Below are 22176 nucleotides of genomic sequence, written 5' to 3'. Positions count from 1 at the left end.
ACTACCAGGCGGTGTTCAGGTCCCCGTGCTGGCGGATCCAGGTGTGCATCGCGATCCCGGCGGCCACGCCGGCGTTGATGCTGCGCGTCGAGCCGAACTGGGCGATCGAGACCGTGCGAGCCGCGCCGTCCCGGATGCCGTCGGTGATGCCGGGGCCTTCCTGGCCGAACACCAGCAGACACTGGCGCGGCAGCGTCGTCTCCTCGAGGCGTGCGGCGCCGGGGACGTTGTCCACCGCAACCACCGTCAACCCGGCTTCGGTTGCGAACGCCAGCAATTCGGCGGTGCTGTCGTGGTGGCACAGCCGCTGGTAGCGATCGGTCACCATTGCCCCGCGCCGATTCCAACGCCGGCGCCCGACGATGTGCACGGTGTCGACCGCGAACGCGTTGGCGGTGCGCACGACCGAGCCGATGTTGGCATCGTGGCCGAAGTTCTCGATCGCGACGTGCAGCGGATGCCGGCGCGTGTCGATGTCGGCGACGATCGCCTCGCGGGTCCAGTAGCGGTAGGCGTCGACGACGTTGCGGGTATCGCCGTCGCGCAACAGGATCGGGTCATACCGCGGATCGCCGGGCGGGTCGCCCACCCACGGCCCGACTCCGTTGACCGAAGCCGCCCATTCGGTGGGCCCCGGCCCCGGTTCGCTCATCGCGTGGTCCACACGCCGGCGTGGGTGCCGACGATCGCCACCGTCGCGTACAGCAGCGCGTCGTTGATCTCGCCCTGGGTGCACAGCGACGCGTCGACGTGCACCGCGTCCAACGCCGCGTCCGGCAGGATCAGCACCGCGGCGCCGTACGTCGCGCAGGCGGGGTTCAGGCCGCGGCCGGGCAGGGTCGGCGAGGCCAGCAGCATCATCGGGCCGCCCCGCTTGGCGGAGTCGTCGCGATAGCGGTCGGCCAAGGCGTCGGCCTGCAAGCCCAGCAGCATGTAGCCGTTGCCGGTGAAGGCGGCGGGGTCGCCGAGTTGGGCCTTGGTCACCGGGACTCCGTCAGCGCGCCACGCCGACAGGCTGATCGTCTTCACCACCAGGCCGGTGTCGTTGACGTTGGTCGGCATCAACCCCACCGGGAACGCCGCCGGGTAGGCCGCCGAAGTGTCCGAGATCCGGTCGCGCGTCGAGTAGCCGTACACACCGCGGACCTGACTGCGGTCCTTCAACGGGCCCAGGCAGACGGTGCCGGTCATCCGGTCCGGCGGCGCCGTCAGCGGGGTGTGGATGTCGCGCACGGTGGTCATCGCCGCATCGCAGCTGCCCAGCGCGTTGGCCTCCAGCGGATGCGCGAGCGCCCCGTAGAGGCCGAACCGGACGTCGTCCGGCTTGGCATGCGGCGCTTTGGGGTCCGTCGGGGAGGCGTCGACGTCGATCAGCACATAGTCGCCGTCCCAGCGCAGATCCGCCACCGACATATTCCAGCCGAGCAGCGCCAGTGACTCGCCGATCCGCGCCCGTTGCGCCCCGTAGGGGCGGGCGGGGTGGCGCGAGCTCGAGCAGCCCGACAGCAGCAGCGCCAGGCAGGCGGTTACCGCGATGAGTATGCGCACAACGATGGCGGCCTCAGCCCAGCCCCAGATCGGCAAGGCCGAGCACGCTGCGGTACGGCAGTCCTTCGGCTTCGATGGCCTCGGCGGCGCCGGTGGCGCGGTCCACCACGGTGGCCACGCCGACCACCTCGCCCCCGGCCTCCTGCACAGCGTGCACCGCCGTCAGCGCCGAACCGCCGGTGGTGCTGGTGTCCTCGACCACCAGCACCCGCTGACCCGACACCTCGGACCCCTCGATAAGCCGTTGCAGCCCATGGGTTTTCGCCGACTTCCGGACGACGAACGCGTCGATGGGACGGCCGGGCGAATGCATGATGGCGGTGGCGACGGGGTCGGCGCCCAGCGTCAGGCCCCCGACCACCGAATAGTCCCAATCCGCGGTGAGTTCGCGCATCAGCTTGCCGATGAGTGCCGACGCCCGGTGATGCAGGGTGGCGCGGCGCAGGTCGACGTAGTAATCGGCTTCCTTGCCGGAGGACAGTGTGACGCGTCCGTGCACCACCGACAGCCGGCTCACCAGGTCGGCCAGCTCGTCGCGGTCAGACATGACCGATAGCGTAGCGAAGCGCCCCGCGATTGCGGTGCAGAGGTTTTCAGTGCTGGTAGTTCGAGGCCTGATGGCCGTTGCGTCCGGACGGTGGCGGGCGCCGGAGCGTGTCCGGGCGTGCCTCCTCGCGGCGGACCGGCTCCGGGCCGCGGCGCGCGGCGTCCCCGAGGAGTCCGGCCACGTCCTGGCCCTCACGCCGGGGCGGTAGCTCCGCTCGGCCGGCCGGCGCCAAGGGACGGCTCGGCGCCACGTTGCGCGGAGCCGCGCCCTCTTCCGCCTCCGCCGGTATCGGCGGCAGCACCCGCAGCAAGTCGTTGAACTGGCGCACCGTGCGCAGCCCCTCGTCCCACTGGGTGCGGGTGCTGGCGATGGGCAGCGCGACCAACGTCCAGTTCTGCTCGTTCCACATGATCTCGGCGCAGTCGGGCGCGGTGTGCGCGAAGGTGACCATACGCCGGTCGCAGGCCCGCCGGGCCGCGTCCAGATTGGTGGAGTACACCATCCGCGGCCCGATGGCGCCCAACAGCCAAATGTCGCTCTCGCGTGGCTCTTTGAGCCCCTTGAGCCGCAGGTCGACGACGACGTTGGTGCCCACCTTGCGGTGCAGCGCGATCACCGTCGCGACTTCCTCCAGGTCGAAGATGTAGACCGCCTCGCCGCGGATCTGGCCCAGCACCACGTTGTAGGCGGGAACGTCGCCGACGGTCGAGATCACGCCGCGCTTCCAGCGCTTGAGGATGTCGGTCGAATCACGCTCGTAGTCGAAGCCATGCGACCGCGCCCACGACCTGCGGCGTCTGCTGCGACCGCGGCGTCGATCGACGTCGACGTACAGCAACACCACCGCGCCGACAAAGCACAGCGCGGAGAGCGTGAACCAAAGGGGGACCATCCCAAACAGGGTATCTGTTTTTGCCCCGGAACCGAGAATGCGACCAGGTCACAACCAAATTAAGGTTTGCTGGGCCGCTTGGCAGGTAGCGTTCCGGCCATGGCCTACGAGGACTACCAGCTCATTCGCGTCGCGGCGCAGGGCGGTATCTGCCGGGCGACGATCGACAATCCGCCGGTCAACCTCCTCGATGTGCCGCTCCTTACCGAGTTCAACCGCCTGCTGGACGAGGTCGGGACCGACGACGAGGTGCGGGTGCTGATCGTCGACTCGGCCGACCCGCAGATCTTCATCGCGCACGCCGACATCGCGTTGATCCAGCACCTGCCGCCGGACGACGTCGGGCTGCACGAGGAGCTGTCGTTCTTCCACGCCATCACCGAACAGGTCCGGACGCTGCCCAAGGCCACCGTCGCCGTCATCGACGGTGTCTGCCGCGGCGGCGGCTGCGAATTCGTGATGGCCTTCGACCTGCGCTACGCGGCGCTCGGCACGACGGTGCTCGGCCACCCGGAGGTGTCGGTGGGCATCATCCCCGGTGGCGGCGGCACGCAGCGACTGCCGCGGCTGGTCGGCCGCGGCCGGGCCCTCGAAGTGATCCTCGGCGGCCGAGACGTCGACGCCGCGACCGCCGAGGCGTGGGGATACCTCGACCGGGCCCTGCCGGCGGAGAAGTTGCGGCCGTTCGTCGACCGGCTGGCCGCGCGCATCGCGACGAGCCCGCCGGCCGCGATCGCGGCGGCCAAGCGCGCCGTCGACGCCGCCCTGGACGAGCGGATCGACGTGAGGACCGGCCTGCGCATCGAGGATCAGCTGCTGCGCGAGACCGTGGCCCAGCCGGCCGCCCGCCGGCTGCTGGATGCGATCGTCGACGCCGGCGCGCAGACCCGAGAGTTCGAGCTGGGCTCCAGCTAGCCGGCGCGCCGGTAGCGGATGCCGAACGTGCACTCACTGCGAAAAAATCGCCCGATTTTGACGGTGAGTGCACGTTCGGCGCAGCTGATTTAGCCCAGGATCAGGCTGTCGCCGTCCGGGCTGACGTTGACCGGCACGGTGTCGCCGTCGTGGACGTCGCCGGCCAGCAGCAGCTTGGCCAGCTGGTCGCCGATGGCCTGCTGCACCAACCGGCGCAGCGGACGGGCACCGTACACCGGGTCGAAACCGCGCTGAGCCAGCCACTGCTTGGCCGGCAACGACACCTCCAGCATGAGGCGACGCTGCGCCAGCCGCTTCTGCAGCTGGGCCAGCTGGATGTCGACGATCGAGACCAGCTCACCGGGTTCGAGGCCGTGGAAGATGATCACGTCGTCGAGCCGGTTGATGAACTCCGGCTTGAACGCCGAGCGCACCGCGGCCATCACCTGCTCCTCGCTGCCACCCGATCCCAGGTTGGACGTCAGGATCAGGATGGTGTTGCGGAAGTCGACCGTGCGGCCCTGTCCGTCAGTCAGCCGGCCCTCGTCGAGCACCTGCAGCAGCACGTCGAACACGTCCGGGTGCGCCTTCTCGATCTCGTCGAACAGGATCACCGTGTACGGACGCCGCCGCACCGCCTCGGTCAGCTGGCCGCCCTGGTCGTAGCCGATGTATCCGGGCGGGGCGCCGACCAGCCGGGCCACCGAGTGCTTTTCGCCGTACTCGCTCATGTCGATGCGGACCATCGCCCGTTCGTCGTCGAACAGGAACTCCGCCAGCGCCTTGGCCAGCTCGGTCTTACCGACACCGGTAGGCCCGAGGAACATGAACGAGCCGGTCGGCCGGTTGGGGTCGGCGACCCCGGCGCGCGAACGGCGCACGGCGTCGGACACCGCGGTCACCGCCTTCTTCTGCCCGATGACGCGCTTGCCTAGCTCCTCTTCCATGCGCAGCAGCTTGGCGGTCTCGCCCTCGAGCATCCGGCCGGCCGGGATGCCCGTCCACGCGGACACCACGTCGGCGATGTCGTCGGGACCGACCTCCTCCTTGAGCATCACGTTCTCGCGGGCCTCGGCGTGGGGCAGCGCGGCGTCGAGCTTCTTCTCCAGCTCGGGGATCCGCCCGTAGCGCAGCTCAGCGGCCTTGGCCAGGTCGCCATCGCGCTCGGCGCGCTCGGACTCGCCGCGCAGCACGTCCAGCTGCTCCTTGAGGTCGCGGACGACGTCGATGGCGCTCTTCTCGTTCTGCCACCGGGTGGTCAGCTCGGCCAGCTTCTCCTTCTGGTCGGCCAGCTCGGAGCGCAGCTTCTCCAGCCGCTCCTTGGACGCCGCGTCCTCCTCCTTGGCCAGCGCCATCTCCTCGATCTCGAGGCGGCGCACCAAGCGCTCGACCTCGTCGATCTCGACGGGCCGCGAGTCGATCTCCATCTTCAGGCGGGACGCGGCCTCGTCGACCAGGTCGATGGCCTTGTCCGGCAGGAAGCGGGCGGTGATGTAGCGATCGGACAGCGTCGCCGCGGCGACCAGCGCCGAGTCGGTGATGCGCACGCCGTGGTGCACCTCGTAGCGGTCTTTCAGGCCGCGCAGAATCCCGACGGTGTCCTCCACGGACGGCTCACCGACCAGCACCTGCTGGAAGCGGCGCTCGAGCGCGGCGTCCTTTTCGATGTACTTTCGGTACTCGTCGAGGGTGGTGGCGCCGACCAACCGCAGCTCGCCTCGCGCCAGCATCGGCTTGATCATGTTGCCGGCGTCCATCGCGCCCTCACCGGTCGCGCCGGCGCCGACGATGGTGTGCAGCTCGTCGATGAACGTGATGATCTGCCCGGCGGAGTTCTTGATGTCGTCGAGCACGGCCTTGAGCCGCTCCTCGAATTCACCGCGGTACTTCGCGCCGGCCACCATCGAACCCAGATCCAGGCTGATGACGGTCTTGTCGCGCAGGCTTTCCGGGACGTCGCCGGCCACGATGCGCTGGGCCAGGCCCTCGACGATCGCGGTCTTGCCGACGCCGGGCTCGCCGATCAGCACCGGGTTGTTCTTGGTGCGACGGGAGAGTACCTGCACGACGCGGCGGATCTCGTTGTCCCGCCCGATCACCGGGTCGAGCTTGCCTTCCCGGGCGCGGGCGGTCAGGTCGGTGGAGTACTTCTCCAGTGCCTGGTAGGTGGCCTCGGGCTCGGGGCTGGTGACGCGGGCGCTGCCGCGGACCTTGACGAAGCCGTCCCGCAGGGCCTGCGGCGACGCGCCGTGGCCGGTCAGCAGCTTGGCGACATCGGAATCGCCGGTGGCCAGGCCGACCAGCAGGTGCTCGGTCGAGACGTACTCGTCGTCCATCTCGGTGGCCAGTTGCTGGGCGGTGGTGATCGCGGCCAGCGATTCGCGTGACAGCTGGGGCTGCGAGCTGGCGCCGCTGGTCTGGGGCAGCTTTTCGACCAGGCGCTCGGCCTCGGTGCGGATGGTGGCGGGCTGGACGCCGACGGCCTCCAACAGCGGTCCGGCGATGCCGTCCGCCTGCGTCAGCAGGGCCATCAGCAGGTGGGCGGGCCGGATCTCGGGGTTACCGGCAGCTGAGGCCGCCTGTAAGGCCGACGTCAGGGCCGCTTGAGTCTTGGTTGTCGGGTTAAAGGAGTCCACTCCGCCCTCCATCGTGGGTCTAAAAGGGATATGCAAAATGCTTGTCGCGTTGTTCAACGCCGTCAAGGTTGAGTCTGTTCCGCTCAAGTTTAATTTTTTTCCGCGCGCTCCGATAGAGGCCTTTAGTCCATGATTCAGACGCACAACGACCTCGCCCGCGACGAGGCCGGCCACGGCGGCGCGCGAGCCTAGAATCGGGCTCCGTGAGCCTCGAGGACTCCGACGCGTTGCGGGTGCTGCGCGATGCCTTCCAGCCGGACGGGCCGGACGCGGGCGAACTCGTCCTCCGGTTCTACAACCATTGGTTCGCCCTCGACGTGTCGGTTCGCGACCTCTTTCCACCCGAAATGGCCGCACAGCGAAGCGCTTTCGGCCACGCGATGCACTGGGTCTACGAGGAACTGGTGGCCCAGCGCGCCGCCAAGCCGGTGGCCTTCCTCGCCCAGCTCGGTCGCGACCACCGTAAATACGGTGTGCTGCCAAGCCATTACGAGACGCTGCGCCGCGCCTTGTACGCGACGCTGCGCAGCCGGCTCGGCGGTGCGTGGACCGACGCCGTCGACGCCGCCGCGGCGTCCTCGCTCAACCTGATCACCGGAGTCATGAGCGGAGCGGCCGACGCCGAGGAGGGGCCCGCGTGGTGGGACGGGACAGTCGTCGAGCACCACCGCATGTCCCGCGATCTCGCCGTCGTCCGGCTGCGCCTGGACCGCCCGATGCACTATCACCCCGGCCAGTACGTGAACGTCCACGTCCCGCAGTGCCCGCGCCGCTGGCGTTACCTGTCCCCCGCGATTCCGGCCGACCCGGACGGCGGCATCGAGTTCCACGTCCGCCAGGTCCCGGGCGGCCTGGTCAGCACGGCGATCGTCAACGAGACCCGCATGGGTGACCGGTGGCGGATGTCCAGCCCGCATGGCGGCCTGCACGTCGACCGCGACGGCGGCGACGTGCTCATGGTGGCCGGGAGCACCGGCCTGGCCCCGCTGCGCTCGCTGATCATGGACCTGTCCCGCCTCGCGGAAAACCCGCGAATACATCTGTTCTACGGCGCGCGCTACCGCTGCGAGCTCTACGACCTGCCCACGCTCTGGCAGATCGCCTCGCACAATCCCTGGCTGTCGGTATCGCCGGTGTCGGAGTACAGCCGAGACCCCGCGTGGGCGGCCGACTATCCCGACGTGACCCCGCCGCGGGGGCTGCATGTGCACCAGACCGGACGGCTGCCCGAGGTCGTCACCAAGTACGGCGGCTGGGGCGACCGCCAGATCCTGATCTGCGGCGGACCCGCGATGGTCCGTGCCACCGCGGCCGCCCTGACCGCCAAAGGCGCCCCGCCCGAGCGCATTCAGCACGACCCGCTGTCCCGCTAAGCCGGCGGCCACGGGTTAGTCTGACGGCGTGCATGTCGTCACCCTGCGCGACCCGTCCTCGGCGGTCGCCGCGCAGTTCGTCCCGGAGGCGGGCATGATCGGCACCTCGCTGACCGACGCGGCGGTGGAGTTGCTCGGCCAACGGCGCGGGCTCGATGCCTACCTCGAGGCCGGCAAGACCATGGGGATACCGATCCTGTATCCGTGGGCAAACCGGTTGGGTGCCAACACTTATACGGCCGAAAACGTGACGGTGACGCTGACGCCGGGCGAACACGGGGTGCGGGCCGATCCCAACGGGTTGCCCATCCACGGCGTGCTGGCCGCCTACCCGGGCTGGAAGGTGACGGCGAACTCGGACAACGAGCTGACCGCCGAGGTGAACTTCGGTGCCGAACCGGAGCTGTTGGCCAGCTTCCCGTACCCGCACCTGCTCGCGGTGAGCGTGCTGCTGGCCGACCGGACGCTGACGGTGCGCACCACCGTCACCGCGACCGGTGACACCGCCGTCCCGCTGTGCTTTGGGTTCCACCCATATCTGCGCGTGCCGGAGGCGGCCCGCGGCGAATGGCTCATCGAGACGCCCGCGCTGCGGCATCTGAGTCTCGACGAGCGCGGTCTGCCCAACGGCGCGACCGCGGCCCAGCCGCCCGGCTCGGAGTTGCTGGGCGACAAGGCCTTTGACGATGCTTACGACCAGATCGAGGACGGTGCGGTGTTCGCGGTTTCCGGCGGCGGGCGTCGCATGGAAGTCCGCTTCGAGCAAGGCTATTCGGCCACCCAGATCTTCGCGCCGCCGGCCGAGGACCTGATCTGCTTCGAGCCGATGACCGCACCGACCGATGCACTGCGCCGCGGCGGCTACCGCAGCGCGCGCCCCGGCGAGCCCGCGGTCGCGGTGTTCTCGATTCGCGTCTAGCACCCCGAAAGTTCTGCTGCCCATCCGCTGAAATACGCGGGATAGATCGGTATTCTGAGCCAATCCTGGGGGCAGACAGGAGGCGCGGGTTGGGCGCTAGCGACAGCGTTGCATCGATCGACGACTTGCTGCAGCGCGCGGTGCGGGCCATCAATGATGGCGACCGCACGACGGCGACCGCACTGGCGGCGCAGGTTCTCGCGGTCGACCGCGGCAACCCGGAGGCCGAGGACCTGCTCACCGCGCCGCCGCGGTTCGGTGAAATCCGCCGGCTGACCATCCTGGTCGCCGACCTCGTCGACTCGACCGCGCTGTCCACCCGGCTGGAACCCGAGACGTATCGCGCCTTGGTCGGTCGGTATCGCGATGAGGTGCAGCGGGTCGTCGACCGATACGAGGGCCATGTCTGTTCGATCAAGGGCGACGGCCTGTTGGCCGTCTTCGGCCACCCCAAGGCGCATGAGAATGACGTGCGGCGCGCCGTCGCGTCCGGGCTGGACATCACCCGCGTCGTCGCGCAGCTGAGCATCCAATCCGAACACAAGTTCGGCGTGGCTATCAACGTTCGGGTCGGCATCCACCGCGGCCTGGTCTATCTCGACACCGACCAGGACGACGTCTACGGATTCGCCGCGAACCTGTCGGCCCGTCTTTGTGCCATGGCCAGTCCGGGCACTGTGTCGGTGTCCGATGCCGTCGCTCCACTGGTGGCCGATGCGTTCGACCTCCACGCCGGGCTACCCGTCGTAGTCAAAGGCGTCGAGGGATTGATCGGCCATCACCAGGTGCTCGGGGAACGCCAGGACGCACCGCCGCCACGGACGCCGCCACTGATCGGTCGCGACCGTGAGCGCACGCGGCTTCAGCAGAGCTGGCAACAGGCGCGCGACGGCGTCCTCACCACCCCGGGTGTCGCATTTCGCGGCGAGGCGGGCATCGGCAAGACCCGACTGGTCGCCGAGGCGGCCCAATTGGCCCAGAGCTCAAGGGCGCCCGTGATCGCGCTGTTCGGCTCGCCGCTGCATTCCGACACCGGCCTGCACCCGGTTCGCCGGCTCATCGAACGCCGTTGTGGCATCACCCGGCTCACCGGCGGGGCCGAGCGGCTGCGCCTGCTGCAGGCCGAATTGCGCGCGCGTGGTCTGGATTCGGACAGCGCCGTGCCTTTGCTCGGCCCGGTGATCGGTGTCGGCCCCGAACACGGTTATCAGGCCGCCGCAGTCGAGGGCCGCTCGCTCTATGACGCTATCGGCGCGACGGTTCGCCAATACATGCTGGCCGGCTTCGGCGATCAAGCCGGGCTGGTGGTCGCCGAGGACGTGCACTGGTTCGATCCGTCCACCGTCGAACTGCTCGACTCAATACTGACCGGCGCGGACGGACGGCTGCTTGTCGTGTTGACCGGGCGAGAAGACGGCTGGCTGAAAAAAGACTGGCCGGTAACGGTTTTCGAACTTTCACCGCTGACCGACCAGGAGTCCGACGCGCTGATCGACGCGTTGGAGCCGTCGGTGACCGCTGCCCAGCGGGCCGCGGTGCGCGCCCGATGCGATGGGGTGCCGTTCTACATCGAGCATGTCCTCAATGAACTCGATGTCGTCGAGCCCGACGCCGGGGTACCCGAGGCCCTGTACGAGCCGCTGTTCGCCCGGTTGCATCATTCGCATGCCGAGGTCGTGCCGGTGGTCGAGGCGGCCGCGGTGATCGGGCGCGCTGGTGACCTGGCATTGCTTCGCGCTGTGGTCGATCCGCACGTCGACGGCGTCGACGACATCGTCGCGGAACTCGAGCGGGTGCGGGTGTTCGAAAGGCGCGGGACCGACGGCTGGCGATTCCGCCACGAGTTGCTCCGCGAGGTGGCCGCCGAGCTGGCCCCGCCCTCGGTCAGCCGTAACCTGCACGCGCGTGCCGCCCGCGCTCTGGTCGCCGCCGCGGCGACCGCCGAACCGGATTGGCGGCTGATCGCAGGCCATTTCGAGCATGCAGACCATCACGACGGAGCCGTCGACGCTTATCGCAAGGCCTCGATCAGCGCCAGACGCCGCGGTGCCGCACACGAGGCTGTCGCGTGCCTCACCAATGCGCTCGACGAGCTCACATGCTGCCCATCGGGCGCGACACGCGACCGCACAGAGATTGCGATCCGGATGGAGCGCGGTTTCCTGGCGGGCGCCACCCAGGGCAGCATGAGTGGTGAGGGACCTGCCGACTTCCGACGCTGCCTGGCATTGGCGAGCAACGGCGACTATGAGGACGAATTGCTAACCACCCTAATAGGTTTGATCGGCTATTACGTCCCGCGCGCCGAACTGCGCCGGGCCCACGATCTGCTCGACTCGCTGTCCGGCCGGATCACCCGATCCTGGATTCAACCAGCCATAGCGGCGGTGCTGGGTTCTGTCGTCTGGCTGGAAGGCGATTTCTCGGCTGCCCGCGAGCACTTGTTGCGGGCGCTGGCGGAAAGTTCGGCGGCAGATCCTAATGTGCTGGACACCGCCTGGTGGGTGAACGTCGACCCCATCTCGTTGGCGCACACGTATATGGCGCTCACGGATACGGTATGCGGTGATATCGACAGCGCACACACGGAGTTGACCGATTCGTTCCGACGATGCGATGGCTTGGCATTCCCGCGGAATGCCTATAACAGGGCGAACACCTATTACATGGAAATCTGGATGCGCTTGGAGAACAGCCAAATCGACAAGGCCGCGGCTCTGGTCGCGGAACTTCGCGAGCTCAGCGAACGGTCTGGACTGGACCTGTGGCAATGGGTCGGCAGGACCCAACACGCTACCGTTGAGGCACTAGCAGCGTTGACGGCGGAGGCCGACACCGCCACCCTGACCACCCGCGCCGAAAAGTTGGCGCGGTGGGTGGACAGCTCCCGCCGCATGCATCTCAAGATGTTCCTCACGTTTCACGATGCGATCATCGGCCGCCTGCTGATTGCGGCGGGCCTACCAGAGCGGGCGCGGGAACGATTGGAGATAGCGTTGGGCCACGCGGTTGAGACGGGAATGCATTTCTACGATGGTGAGCTACTGCGGGTGCGCGCGCAAACGCTCGCCGACCCGCAGGAACGCCGCAACGCCCTGACTGCTGCGCTGCAGTTCAGCCAACGCCAGGGCGCTACGTTATTCGAATTACGTTGTAGCTTAGATCTTTTCGATCTTTACGGTGATCGCTCCGCCCTCAGCGACATTGCTTCTCGGTTCCCAGGCGATGCTCGATGGCCAGAATTCGCGCGGACACAGGAGCTGCTCTCATAACCCGCGCGCGGTAAGGTCAGTAACCTTTTTGGGGCTTGTACGGATTGTGTGACACTTCATCGAGCGCTTTCAGATTGCTTGGCACGTCACGGATTTCGTGCTTGCCGATCTGGCGTACGAGCGCAGGGAAGGGAGTCACCCGTGCCGGCGGTTGCAGGTACCATGAACCCACTGCCGCCGCGAAGGCCTCTTGGTGCACCGTCCGTTGGGCAACGGTCGGCCGGTGCGTTGCCAGGTAGTAGGCGAAATCCCAGGCTCCCCGTCGCAGTTTCATGAGGGTTCGATCGAGCACCTGAACCTCGCCAGGTATCAGCCAACGAGTCCAGCGGATCTCGGGGGAGAGCTGGTCGATGACTTTGAGGACGCCGGGTAGCTGCTGACACAAGACCTTGTTCACCCGGAAGAAATCCACCTCCAGGCTGTCCATCGACTCGGGCGCAATCGCATGGACGGCGAGCCCGAGGTCGAACGTGATGTGGGCATTCAGTCCGGCCATCAAGTGCTGCAGGATGATCGCCTGACCATCGTGGTCGCCGAGGAACGCCACCTCCCACGGCAGCGTCGGCCCATCGGCAGAGCCCGGCTGGAAATATGCGTTCACCGCGTTGAAGTAGCGCCGGGCGAACGCGACGTCGAGCGCTTCCATGCGCGGCCCGTCTTCGAACGCTCCTGCTTTGACCGCGTCTCGAATGGCGAGGGTGGTCCTCCGATAGAGAACGGCAAAGTAGCCGATGTGGCTTTCGGCTTTGGTCGCCCAGTCGATGATCTGATCGATGTTGTGCAGAACGTCCTCGACCGACTGAGGCTCGGCGAGGCGGCCCAGTGGCGTCATTTCGATACCTCCCATTTTCTGGCCAGGTGATCAGGTATGTCGAATGCCGCTCGCACCCCACCGCGCTGCAGGGCGAACATCCCCAGCATCAGCTCGCGCCCGAACGGGCGGACCAGATCCGAAACCACTTGATAGCGCGGAGAATTACTACGCAACTTCTTGCCGAAGGCACGCAACCAGAACCAATTGGCCACCTGGGTGAGACGTCCCAGGTCGTCGGTGAACTTCGACGGCGGTACCGCCAGCATGTCGGCGATGTCGTCGCCGGCCAGGTGACGGATCAACGGCGGAATCGTCTTGTCAAACTCGTGCCCGGGCGTCAGTTCGTCGAGCAGCTCCATGAGCGCGGCTGCCATCTGCTGGCCTTCCGGCGACGCCCTGAACTGTCGGCGCCGGATCGTCTCGACCAGGGCGGTGGCATCTTCGATACCTTCCACCCGCATGTCGTCGTCGACGCCGAGTAGGTGGGCGATGACGTTCCACAGGTGCAGGTAGGCCTCTTTGTCCTCGGTGGACAGCTCGACACCCAACTGCCGCATCGGCCCGACCGGAACATAGGAGAACGAGAGCATCGTGCCGGCAAGGTCTTCCTGGTTGATCGGGACGCCCCAGTTGGGGTCCCAGAAGCCGGGGTGCTGGTTGTTGCGGTTCACGATCATCTTGCGCACGGCGGCGTGCATCAGCCGGACGTGCTGGATGGCGCGAAAGCCCTTGCCCTGTGGCTCGAAGCTGTCGACGGCGAGCACGTTGATCAGGAACTGGCCGGTCTCCATCACCCGCCTGCGCGCATTCGTTTCGAGCTGAGCCGTGCGACTGAGCACCTTGACGCCCTTGGCCGCCGCGTAGGCCGACGGCAGCGATGCACAGAACAGACACAGTGAGATCTGCAGGCCGAGTTCTTCGAACAACTTCTGCCCGCGCTTGATCTTGGCGGGTTCGGCCCACACCGGCAGCGCTACATTCTTGGCTAGGTAGCCCTGCACGAGCGTGGGCAAACCCGCCGGCACCGGCTGGTCATTGCTCACCAGCGTGCGCATCAGATCATTAACTGCCTGGACGTTGCCCTGCGCAAACAGTTTTTCGACGACGTCGTCCCCGAAGGGATCCCCCTGCTGCCGCTTGCTATTCAGCAGCGTGTCCGTCCACCGGGAGCCCCCAGGTGCGCCCGTCATGCAGGCAGCATGGCAGATCGGCGACGCCCGTGCCAGAGCAAACTGTCAGTTCACCCTGATATCACCGAAATGGAGTAGTCGACTACCTGCTGCGCGGCGGCCTCAGCGACGCTTGCGCGGCTGCCAGACCACCAGCGCGGTGCTCTTGGGCACCACCGCGACCTCGCGGCGCTGGTTGGCCCGCAGCATGGCTATCTCCTCGGCCATTTCCTTGAGCCGTGACTGCAGCGCGTCGACCTGATTGGTCAACTCGATGATGCGCTTGATGCCGGCCAGGTTGACGCCCTCGTCCTGCGACAGCCGCTGCACCTCGCGCAGCAGATCGACGTCGTGCTGCGAATACCGGCGCCCCCCACCGGAAGTCCGGCTGGGGGTCACCAGCCCGAGGCGATCGTAGGTGCGCAGGGTCTGGGCATGCATGCCGGCCAGTTCCGCCGCCACGGAGATCAGGAAGGTCCGAGCCTCTTCTCGTTTGGAGTTCTTGGCCATCAGCGATTACCTGCCCATCCAGCCCGGGGATTGAAGCCACTGGACCGCTCGGCTTCGGCGTACGCCTCGAGCGCCTCGGCCGCGGCGCCCTCCAGGTTAGGCGGCACAGCGACTTTCACGGTGACCAACAGGTCGCCGTTGCCGCCGCTGCGCTTGGGCACACCGCGTCCGCGCACTCGCAGGATGCGGCCGTCGGCGGTGCCCTTGGGCACCCGAACGCCAACCTTGCCATCCAGTGTGGGTACCGAAAGGGTTGAGCCCAAAGCCAATTCGCTGAAGCTGACCGGCACCGTCACGGTGAGGTCGTCGCCGTCGCGACCGAAGACCTTGTCCGGCCGTACGTGCACCGTCACGTAGAGGTCGCCCGACGGGGCGCCGCGCAACCCGGCCTCGCCCTGCCCGGGCAGCCGAATCCGTTGTCCGTCTTCGACACCCGGCGGGATTCGCACGTTGATGGTGCGGGTGCGAGTGGTGACCCCGGTGCCCTTGCACTCGTCGCAGGGGTTCTCGATGATCGAGCCGCTGCCCCGGCAGTCGGTGCAGGGTTCGGAGAAACCGAACGCGCCCTGGTTGCGACTGATCACGCCGGAGCCGTTACAGGCGGGACACACCTTGGGGCTGGTGCCCGGGCGCGCCCCGCTGCCATGGCAATTGGTGCACGGCGCCGGGCTGGTCAGCCGCAGCGGCATCGCCACACCCTTGGCGGCCTCGACGAAATCCAGCTCGGTCTCGGTCTCGAGATCGTTGCCGCGTCGCGGCCGGCTGGGACGGGCGCCCGCGCCGCGCCCGAACAGCCCGCCGAACAGGTCGCCAATGTTGGTGCCCCCGCTGCGACCGGCGGCATCGAACAAGTCGTTCAGGTTGAACTCGGCGCCGTCGCCGCCCGCACTGCTGAAGCCACCGAATCCACCGCCATCGAACCTGCGCCCGCCGAAGCCACCGCCGGCGAACAGCCGGCGGGTTTCGTCGTATTCCTTGCGCTTGGCCGGGTCCGACAGCACGTTGTGCGCCTCCGACACCGCCTTGAAACGCTCACCGGCGGCGGGGTTGTCGGGATTGGCGTCCGGGTGCAGATCGCGCGCCAACTTGCGGTAGGCGCGCTTGATCTCCTCGGGTGTGGCGTCGGAGGAGACGCCCAGCTCCTTGTAGAAGTCCTTTTCGACCCACTCACGCTGGGCCATGTCGCGTCACCCCCTCACCTTTCTCTATTTCATTTCTTTTGTTCGTCGTTGTCTCTTTGGATTGAGATTCTGTGCCTTAACTGCCCGAGGTGTCGACATTTTCGTCGGTGTCGACTGCGCTGGCCCCGGGGTTGCCCTGTTCGCCCTCGCCGGGCACGGTGTCCACGACACCGACCAGAGCGTGCCGCAGCACCTGATCGCCGAGCCGGTAGCCCTGCCTCATGACGGTGCCGATCACCGGACGAGAGCCGTCACCCTCGTGCTGCACGGCTTCGTGCAACACCGGGTCGAAGTCCTCGCCCTCCTCGCCGAACGCGGTCAGCCCGAGCCCGGACAGTGCGCTCTCCAGCTTGTCGGCCACCGACTTCAACGGTCCGGACTCCAGATCGCCGTGCTTGCGCGCCCGGTCGAGATCGTCGAGTACGCCCAGCAATTGGCCGACGACGGCGGCCTTAGCGCGGTCTGCCGCGGCCTGCTGGTCGCGCAGCGCCCGCTTGCGGTAGTTGGCGAAGTCGGCCTGGACGCGCTGCAGGTCGCCGAGCAGTTCGGCGGCCTTGCCGGCCTCCTCCGGGCTTTCGCCCGCGAATGGGCCGGATGCCGTCCCTCCCGGCTCAGCGCCGGGAGGGACATGCCGTACTTCACCGGTTTCGGGGTCGATCCGCCGCTTGTCGGTGACGGTCACCGGTTCCTGATTCGATTCCGTCACTTGGACTCCCGGTCGTCGTCAACCACCTCCGCGTCCACGACGTCGTCAGCCGAGTTGGAGGCGCCGCCGGCCGCGCCGGCACCGGTCTGCTCCCCGGCCGCCTGGGTCGCCTCGTAGATGGCCTGACCCAGCGCCTGGGACTCCTCGCCCAGCTTCTCCATCGCCGACTTGATCGCGCTGATGTCGGTTCCGCCGAGTGCCGACTTGGCCTCGGCGATCGCGGCGTCGACCTTGCCCAGCGTGTCCTCGGGGACCTTCGACCCGCCCTCGGAGGCTGCGCCCCGTTGTTCGGCGACGAACTTCTCCGTTTGGTAGATCAGCGATTCCGCCTGGTTGCGGACGTCGGCCTCTTCGCGACGCTGACGGTCCTCCTCGGCGTGAGCCTCGGCGTCCTTGATCATCCGGTCGATCTCCTCCTTGGACAGGCCGGAGCCCTCCTGGATTTTGATCGTGTTCTCCTTGCCGGTGCCCTTGTCCTTGGCCGTGACGTGCACGATGCCGTTGGCATCGATGTCGAAGGTGACCTCGATCTGCGGCACGCCGCGCGGAGCCGGCGGGATGCCAGTCAGCTCGAAGGAGCCGAGCAGCTTGTTGTGCGAAGCGATTTCGCGCTCACCCTGGAAGACCTGGATCTGCACCGACGGCTGGTTGTCATCGGCCGTGGTGAAGGTCTCCGACCGCTTGGTCGGGATCGTGGTGTTGCGCTCGATCAGCTTGGTCATCACGCCACCCTTGGTCTCGATACCGAGGCTCAGCGGTGTGACATCAAGCAGCAGAACGTCTTTCACCTCACCCTTGAGCACACCCGCCTGCAGGGCCGCTCCGACGGCCACGACTTCGTCGGGGTTCACGCCCTTGTTGGGCTCCTTGCCGCCGGTGAGCTCCTTGACCAGGTCGGTCACCGCGGGCATGCGGGTGGAACCACCCACCAGCACCACGTGGTCGATCTCGGAGACCGAGATGCCGGCGTCCTTGATCACGGACTGGAAGGGCTGACGGGTGCGGTCCAGCAGATCCTGTGTGATGCGCTGGAATTCGGCACGGGTCAGCTGCTCGTCGAGGAAAAGCGGGTTCTTGTCCGCGTCGACCGTGATGTACGGCAGATTGATCGAGGTGCTCTGCGAACTCGACAGTTCGATCTTGGCCTTCTCGGCGGCCTCACGCAGCCGCTGCATCGCCATCTTGTCCTTGGTCAGGTCAATTCCACTGGTGCCCTTGAACTTGTCGACCAGCCACTCGACGACGCGGTCGTCCCAGTCGTCCCCACCGAGGTGGTTGTCACCGCTGGTGGCGCGGACCTCGACGACTCCCTCGCCGATCTCGAGCAGCGAGACGTCGAACGTGCCGCCGCCCAGGTCGAAGACCAGGATGGTCTGTTCCTTCTCGCCCTTGTCCAGGCCGTAGGCCAGGGCCGCGGCGGTGGGCTCGTTGACGATGCGCAGCACGTTGAGGCCGGCGATCTGGCCGGCTTCCTTGGTCGCCTGGCGCTGGGCGTCGTTGAAGTACGCCGGCACAGTGATGACCGCGTCGGCGATGTCCTCGCCCAGGTAGGCCTCGGCGTCGCGCTTCAGCTTCTGCAGAGTGCGGGCGCTGATCTCCTGAGCGGTGTACTTCTTGCCGTCGATCTCGACGGACCAGTCAGTGCCCATGTGCCGCTTGACCGAACGGATCGTGCGGTCGACGTTGGTGACCGCCTGGTTCTTGGCGGGCTGCCCGACGAGCACCTCTCCATTGCGCGCAAAGGCGACGATGGACGGCGTGGTCCGCGAGCCCTCCGAGTTTGCGACGACCACGGGGTCGCCGCCCTCGAGAACTGCGACGACGGAGTTGGTGGTCCCGAGGTCGATACCGACCGCACGAGCCATAGTGATTCCTCCTGATTTCTGTAGAGCATGTTTGGTGCCACTATGCTGAGTGAACCTCGCTCAAGCCTGCTACCGGCGACGCCATGCTGTCAACCCAGGATTGAGTCCGATTCACTCAACTTATCGATGATGCTAACGGGCGACTGGCCCAACTTGTTCCCGGGGTCTTCACGATCGCTGTGGCAATGCTCACGATCCGCACAGGTGACGCCCAGGTTTGGTTCCCAAAATTGTGTCCTGGAGGCCACCCGGCCTTAATTACACTTCCGTTAACTACGGTGTGGACGGACGACCGGATTAGTACGGTCGTATCGAAAGCTCCGTGGGGGAAGGGCGCAGCAGATGACCGCTATGCGGCAATCCGCGGCAGCACAGGACGGGGAACCTTGCTGTCCGTACAGGTCCAGCGCAACGGCTGGACCTGCAACAACGATGAAGCGCGACGCGCAGCTGGCCCGGGTTTCCGCGCCGATGGTCGCCAAGGTTCTCGCGCTCACCACCGCCAAAAAAGCCCGGACGAAGCTGGCCGGCGCGCACGCAGATAGACACGTACAGCTCACCGCTTTCGACCCCTTGGACCCCGCGATCGCCGCCGACCCGTACCCGTACTACCGGGAGCTCCTGGCGGGCGAGCGAGTGCATTACAACCCCCGGCGCGACGCCTACATCCTGAGTCGTTACGCCGACGTCCGGGCGGCCGCGCGCGACCACGAGGTGCTCTCCAGCGCCCGCGGAGTCACGTTCTCCCAGGGGTCGCCGCCCTTTCTGCCCACCTCCGACCAGCCGGAGCACACGCGGATGCGCAAGCAGCTGTCGCCGGGCATGACACGCAGCGCGCTGGAGTCCTGGCGCCCGTTGGTCGAACGGCTCGCCCAAGAGGTGGTCGGCAACCTGCTGACCAAGACGACCGCAGACGTCGTCGCCACCGTGGCCACTCCGATGACGATGCGCACGATCACCAACGTGCTCGGCGTCGCCGGCGCCGACGTAGAGGCGTTCCGCAAGCTGTCCAGCCAGGCCATCCGCATCACCGACGTCAATTTCTCGGTGCCGGGCCTGGTCTCGCTGGTGCAGGGCATCACGGGATTCCGGCGCCTGCGCGCACTGTTCACCCATCGGCGCGATAACGGGACGCTGCGCGACGCCACCGTCCTTGGCCGGCTGGCCGCGCACGCCGAACAGGGGCGGCTGAGCGACAGCGAATTGTCGCTGTTCGCGGTGCTGCTCATGGTCGCCGGCTTCGAGACCAGCGCCAACATGATCAGCACCCTGTTCCTGACGCTAGCCAACCATCCGGATCAGCTTGAGCTGCTCGCGCAGCGACCGGAGCTGATCGGACCGGCGATCGAGGAACAACTCCGCCTGATGTCGCCGGTGCAAAACATCTGCCGGACCACGCGCGCCGACTACCGCGTGGGTGAGGTGGTCATCCCGGCCGGCTCGCTGGTGCTGTTGGCCTGGGGTGCGGCCAACCGCGACCCGCGGCAATTCGAGGATCCGGATGTCTTTCGCGTCGACCGCAATCCGGCCGGGCATCTAGCGTTCGGCACCGGCATCCACGGGTGTCCGGGCGCGCACCTGGCCCGGATGGAGGGCCAGGCGGTACTGCGCGAGATCGTTGCCAACATCGGCCGCATCGACGTGATCGAGCCCCCGGCGTGGACGACGAACGCCAACCTGCGCGGCCTGGCCCGACTGCGGGTCGCCGTCGCGCCCCGGGTAGCCGCGCCGAGCCTGTCGCCCGTGCGATGACGACGCGCCGCTGGGCGTCGCTGTTATCCCGGTGGCGCGAGTGGGCGGCACCGGTATGGATCGGCTGCAACTTCTCGGCCTGGTCGCGGCTGCTGATCCGCAACCGGTTCGCCGTGCATCCGAGCCGCTGGCACTACGTCGTGTTGTATACGTTTGTCAGCGTTGTCAATTCGGCCCTGGGCTTGCTGCAGAAGGCCGTGTTCGGCAGGCGAGTGGCCGACACCGTGATCGCCGAGCCGCCCATCTTCGTCATCGGACATTGGCGTACCGGCACCACGCTGCTGCACGAAATGCTGGTGCTCGACGATCGCTTCGTCGGGCCGACGGGATTTGAATGCGTTGCACCGCAACATTTTCTGCTTACCGAACGGTTCGCGCCGCTGGCAGGGTTCATGGTGTCTAAGCATCGGGCCATGGACAACATGGACTCGAGCCTGAACCATCCGCAGGAAGACGAATTCGTCTGGATCATGCAGGGCCAGCCGTCTCCCTACCTGACGCTGGCGTTTCCGAACCGGCCGCCCGAGCACGAGCGGTACCTGGATCTCGAAGAGCTGACCCCGGACGAACTGGCGGCATGGCAGCGGCCGTTGCTGCGCTTCGTTCAGCAGCTGTACTACCGCCACCGCAAGACCGTGGTCCTGAAGAATCCCAACCACAGCTTCCGAATCAGGGTGCTGCTGGACGTTTTTCCGCAGGCGAAGTTCATCCACATCGTGCGCGACCCGTATGTCGTGTATCCGTCCAGCATCCATCTGCTCAAGTCGCTGTCGCGGGTGCACAGCCTGCAGCGGCCGAGGTTCGAGGGCCTGGACGAAAGGGTGCTGGCGACCTACGTCGACCTGTACCGCAAGGTCGATGAGGGGCGCAAACTCGTTGACCCGTCCCGCTTTCACGAACTGCGTTACGAGGACTTGATCGCCGATCCCGAGGAGCAGCTGCGTCGCCTCTACGAGCACCTGGGCCTAGGCGAGTTCGACCGCTACCTGCCGCGCCTGCGCCAGTATCTCGCCGAGCACGTGAACTACCGAACCAACAGCTACGAGCTGACGGCCGAACAGCGCGCGACGGTCGACGAGAACTGGGGCCAACTCATCGATCGTTACGGTTATCGCACGGCACATGAGGTGCGGCGGTAGCCAGCGGATAGGCCTTTTCCTCGATCAGCGCGAGCAGGGCGCGGGTGGCCGCGCCGGGCGGCCGCAGGGCCGACGTCGTCACGAACAGCCGCCATTGCAGGTCGTAATCGGCGATGCGGACGGTGGCCAGGCCGGAATCGTCGGTGTCGTCGAGGATGGGCCAGCTCAACAGTCCGATGCCCAACCGATTTCGGATGTACCTGGCGGCCGTGCCCAGGTCGGCGACCTCCACTGCGACGGTCCGCTGGATGCCCGCAGCGGCAAAGGCGTTGTCGATCACGGTCCGGGTGCCATACCCGGGCGGGCTGTCCACGAACGACATTCCGGCCAGGTCAGTCAGCCGCACCGAATCACGATGGGCCAGTTCATGTTCGGCGGGAACGACCAGAAGCAGCGGGACGGCCGCGATGAGCCGGGCCTGCAGATCGACGGGCGGCGGGCCGGTGAAGACCAAAAAGGCGGCGTCGAGGTCGCCGTCGCGCAGTTGCCGCAGCAGTCCGTCCGATCCGGCGGCGGCGGCGCGCAGGTGCACCACCACGTCGGGATGCCGGTCATGCAGCTCGACCAGCAGCGTGGGCAGGTCGATGACGTTGATACTCGTCAAGGTACCGAGCGTGACCGTGCCGCGAATGGAGCCGCGGGTGGCGTTGACGGCATCTTTGGCCGCGCGGGCGGCGTCCAGGGTCTCGCGGGCACGCGGTCGCAGCTCCTCGCCGGCGGGGGTCAGGGCCACGCCCCCCGGACCCCGGACGAACAACTCCGCATCGAGTTCGCGTTCCAGCGCCTTGATGGTCGCGGACACCCCGGACTGGACGACGTGCAGGCGCTTCGCGGCTGCGGTGAAGCTCCGATTCTCGGCGACGGCGAGGAAGTACTCGAGGTGGCGCAGCTCCACGCAGCCATTATCACCTCAGCTGCTGGTATCCATCAAAAGCTGT

18 protein-coding genes are annotated in these 22176 nt (G+C 67.2%); 6 read left to right on the top strand and 12 right to left on the bottom strand.

Going from position 1 to position 22176, the window contains the following annotated elements:
• Nucleotide 1: 1 nt before the first annotated feature.
• From MSG_RS02805 to ttfA, 4 genes are read right to left on the bottom strand one after another with little or no spacing between them, the layout of a single operon-like run.
• Entirely contained in the window at nt 2–652 is a 651-nt protein-coding gene (locus MSG_RS02805; protein ID WP_096443977.1) for a TrmH family RNA methyltransferase, read from the bottom strand.
• Nucleotides 649–1548, bottom strand: a complete 900-nt coding sequence (locus MSG_RS02800; RefSeq protein WP_096443979.1) for a hypothetical protein — start codon at nt 1546–1548, stop codon at nt 649–651. Before MSG_RS02800 ends, MSG_RS02805 begins: the two co-directional genes overlap by 4 nt.
• Nucleotides 1549–1561: 13 nt before the next feature.
• A complete protein-coding gene (gene pyrE, locus MSG_RS02795) occupies nt 1562–2095 on the bottom strand; it encodes an orotate phosphoribosyltransferase (RefSeq protein ID WP_096436906.1) in 534 nt (177 codons plus the stop codon).
• A 46-nt stretch (nt 2096–2141) separates the two neighbouring features.
• The gene (gene ttfA, locus MSG_RS02790; protein ID WP_096436904.1) at nt 2142–2987 is read right to left on the bottom strand and encodes a trehalose monomycolate transport factor TtfA; all 846 of its coding nucleotides are present in this window, start codon (nt 2985–2987) and stop codon (nt 2142–2144) included.
• A 99-nt stretch (nt 2988–3086) separates the two neighbouring features.
• Between ttfA and MSG_RS02785 the strand changes: the two genes are divergently transcribed.
• Nucleotides 3087–3902, top strand: coding sequence for an enoyl-CoA hydratase/isomerase family protein (locus MSG_RS02785; protein WP_096436902.1), 816 nt, complete (start codon nt 3087–3089; stop codon nt 3900–3902).
• Between the two features lie 89 nt (nt 3903–3991).
• On the opposite strand, the gene clpB is transcribed toward MSG_RS02785, so the two are convergent.
• Nucleotides 3992–6538 carry an ATP-dependent chaperone ClpB gene (gene clpB / locus MSG_RS02780; protein ID WP_096443975.1) on the bottom strand — a complete coding sequence of 849 codons (2547 nt, stop codon included), beginning with the start codon at nt 6536–6538 and terminating at the stop codon, nt 3992–3994.
• 203 nt (nt 6539–6741) lie between these two features.
• On the opposite strand from clpB, the gene MSG_RS02775 reads away from it, so the two are divergent.
• From MSG_RS02775 to MSG_RS02765, 3 genes are all read left to right on the top strand, one after another.
• Nucleotides 6742–7911, top strand: coding sequence for an FAD-binding oxidoreductase (locus MSG_RS02775; protein WP_096436898.1), 1170 nt, complete (start codon nt 6742–6744; stop codon nt 7909–7911).
• Nucleotides 7912–7939: 28 nt separating this feature from the next.
• The gene (locus tag MSG_RS02770; RefSeq protein ID WP_096436895.1) at nt 7940–8830 is read left to right on the top strand and encodes an aldose 1-epimerase; all 891 of its coding nucleotides are present in this window, start codon (nt 7940–7942) and stop codon (nt 8828–8830) included.
• Between the two features lie 89 nt (nt 8831–8919).
• On the top strand, nt 8920–12102 hold the full coding sequence (locus tag MSG_RS02765; RefSeq protein WP_096436893.1) for an ATP-binding protein: 3183 nt from the start codon (nt 8920–8922) through the stop codon (nt 12100–12102).
• A gap of 16 nt (nt 12103–12118) precedes the next feature.
• Here MSG_RS02765 and MSG_RS02760 read toward each other — a convergent pair whose 3' ends face one another.
• The 6 genes from MSG_RS02760 to dnaK all read right to left on the bottom strand — a co-directional run bounded on the left by MSG_RS02760 (nt 12119) and on the right by dnaK (nt 18347).
• Nucleotides 12119–12934, bottom strand: a complete 816-nt coding sequence (locus MSG_RS02760; protein ID WP_096436891.1) for a DUF5995 family protein — start codon at nt 12932–12934, stop codon at nt 12119–12121.
• Nucleotides 12931–14106, bottom strand: a complete 1176-nt coding sequence (locus tag MSG_RS02755) for an oxygenase MpaB family protein (RefSeq protein WP_096436889.1) — start codon at nt 14104–14106, stop codon at nt 12931–12933. Before MSG_RS02755 ends, MSG_RS02760 begins: the two co-directional genes overlap by 4 nt.
• A 102-nt stretch (nt 14107–14208) precedes the next feature.
• Nucleotides 14209–14595 carry a heat shock protein transcriptional repressor HspR gene (locus MSG_RS02750; RefSeq protein ID WP_096436887.1) on the bottom strand — a complete coding sequence of 129 codons (387 nt, stop codon included), beginning with the start codon at nt 14593–14595 and terminating at the stop codon, nt 14209–14211.
• A complete protein-coding gene (dnaJ, locus tag MSG_RS02745; protein ID WP_096436885.1) occupies nt 14595–15776 on the bottom strand; it encodes a molecular chaperone DnaJ in 1182 nt (393 codons plus the stop codon). Before dnaJ ends, MSG_RS02750 begins: the two co-directional genes overlap by 1 nt.
• Nucleotides 15777–15852: 76 nt before the next feature.
• A complete protein-coding gene (grpE, locus tag MSG_RS02740) occupies nt 15853–16482 on the bottom strand; it encodes a nucleotide exchange factor GrpE (protein ID WP_096436883.1) in 630 nt (209 codons plus the stop codon).
• The gene (gene dnaK, locus MSG_RS02735) at nt 16479–18347 is read right to left on the bottom strand and encodes a molecular chaperone DnaK (protein WP_096436881.1); all 1869 of its coding nucleotides are present in this window, start codon (nt 18345–18347) and stop codon (nt 16479–16481) included. Before dnaK ends, grpE begins: the two co-directional genes overlap by 4 nt.
• 342 nt (nt 18348–18689) lie before the next feature.
• Here dnaK and MSG_RS02730 point away from each other — a divergent pair, with 342 nt between their 5' ends.
• Both MSG_RS02730 and MSG_RS02725 read left to right on the top strand, forming a co-directional pair.
• Nucleotides 18690–20099, top strand: coding sequence for a cytochrome P450 (locus tag MSG_RS02730; protein ID WP_096436879.1), 1410 nt, complete (start codon nt 18690–18692; stop codon nt 20097–20099).
• Entirely contained in the window at nt 20096–21238 is a 1143-nt protein-coding gene (locus MSG_RS02725) for a sulfotransferase family protein (protein ID WP_096436877.1), read from the top strand. The genes MSG_RS02730 and MSG_RS02725 overlap by 4 nt, the downstream gene beginning before the upstream one ends.
• Here the strand turns inward: MSG_RS02725 and MSG_RS02720 are convergent.
• Nucleotides 21192–22133 (bottom strand): LysR family transcriptional regulator, encoded by a 942-nt coding sequence (locus MSG_RS02720; RefSeq protein ID WP_096436875.1) that lies wholly within the window; start codon nt 22131–22133, stop codon nt 21192–21194. The genes MSG_RS02725 and MSG_RS02720 overlap by 47 nt on opposite strands.
• Nucleotides 22134–22176 lie beyond the last annotated feature (43 nt).

Source organism: Mycobacterium shigaense (genome assembly GCF_002356315.1).
GTDB classification, from domain to species: Bacteria; Actinomycetota; Actinomycetes; order Mycobacteriales; family Mycobacteriaceae; genus Mycobacterium; species Mycobacterium shigaense.
The sequence above is the reverse complement of the archived record's forward strand: the minus strand, read 5'-3'. Positions and strand labels throughout refer to the sequence as shown.

What these genes read in the sequence shown, in the direction of transcription:
- MSG_RS02805 (WP_096443977.1), bottom strand. Translation starts at nt 652, where the DNA reads ATGAGCGAACCGGGGCCGGGGCCCACCGAATGGGCGGCTTCGGTCAAC.
- pyrE (WP_096436906.1), bottom strand. Translation starts at nt 2,095, where the DNA reads ATGTCTGACCGCGACGAGCTGGCCGACCTGGTGAGCCGGCTGTCGGTG.
- ttfA (WP_096436904.1), bottom strand. Translation starts at nt 2,987, where the DNA reads ATGGTCCCCCTTTGGTTCACGCTCTCCGCGCTGTGCTTTGTCGGCGCG.
- MSG_RS02785 (WP_096436902.1), top strand. Translation starts at nt 3,087, where the DNA reads ATGGCCTACGAGGACTACCAGCTCATTCGCGTCGCGGCGCAGGGCGGT.
- MSG_RS02760 (WP_096436891.1), bottom strand. Translation starts at nt 12,934, where the DNA reads ATGACGCCACTGGGCCGCCTCGCCGAGCCTCAGTCGGTCGAGGACGTT.
- MSG_RS02755 (WP_096436889.1), bottom strand. Translation starts at nt 14,106, where the DNA reads ATGACGGGCGCACCTGGGGGCTCCCGGTGGACGGACACGCTGCTGAAT.
- MSG_RS02750 (WP_096436887.1), bottom strand. Translation starts at nt 14,595, where the DNA reads ATGGCCAAGAACTCCAAACGAGAAGAGGCTCGGACCTTCCTGATCTCC.
- dnaJ (WP_096436885.1), bottom strand. Translation starts at nt 15,776, where the DNA reads ATGGCCCAGCGTGAGTGGGTCGAAAAGGACTTCTACAAGGAGCTGGGC.
- dnaK (WP_096436881.1), bottom strand. Translation starts at nt 18,347, where the DNA reads ATGGCTCGTGCGGTCGGTATCGACCTCGGGACCACCAACTCCGTCGTC.
- MSG_RS02730 (WP_096436879.1), top strand. Translation starts at nt 18,690, where the DNA reads ATGACCGCTATGCGGCAATCCGCGGCAGCACAGGACGGGGAACCTTGC.
- MSG_RS02725 (WP_096436877.1), top strand. Translation starts at nt 20,096, where the DNA reads ATGACGACGCGCCGCTGGGCGTCGCTGTTATCCCGGTGGCGCGAGTGG.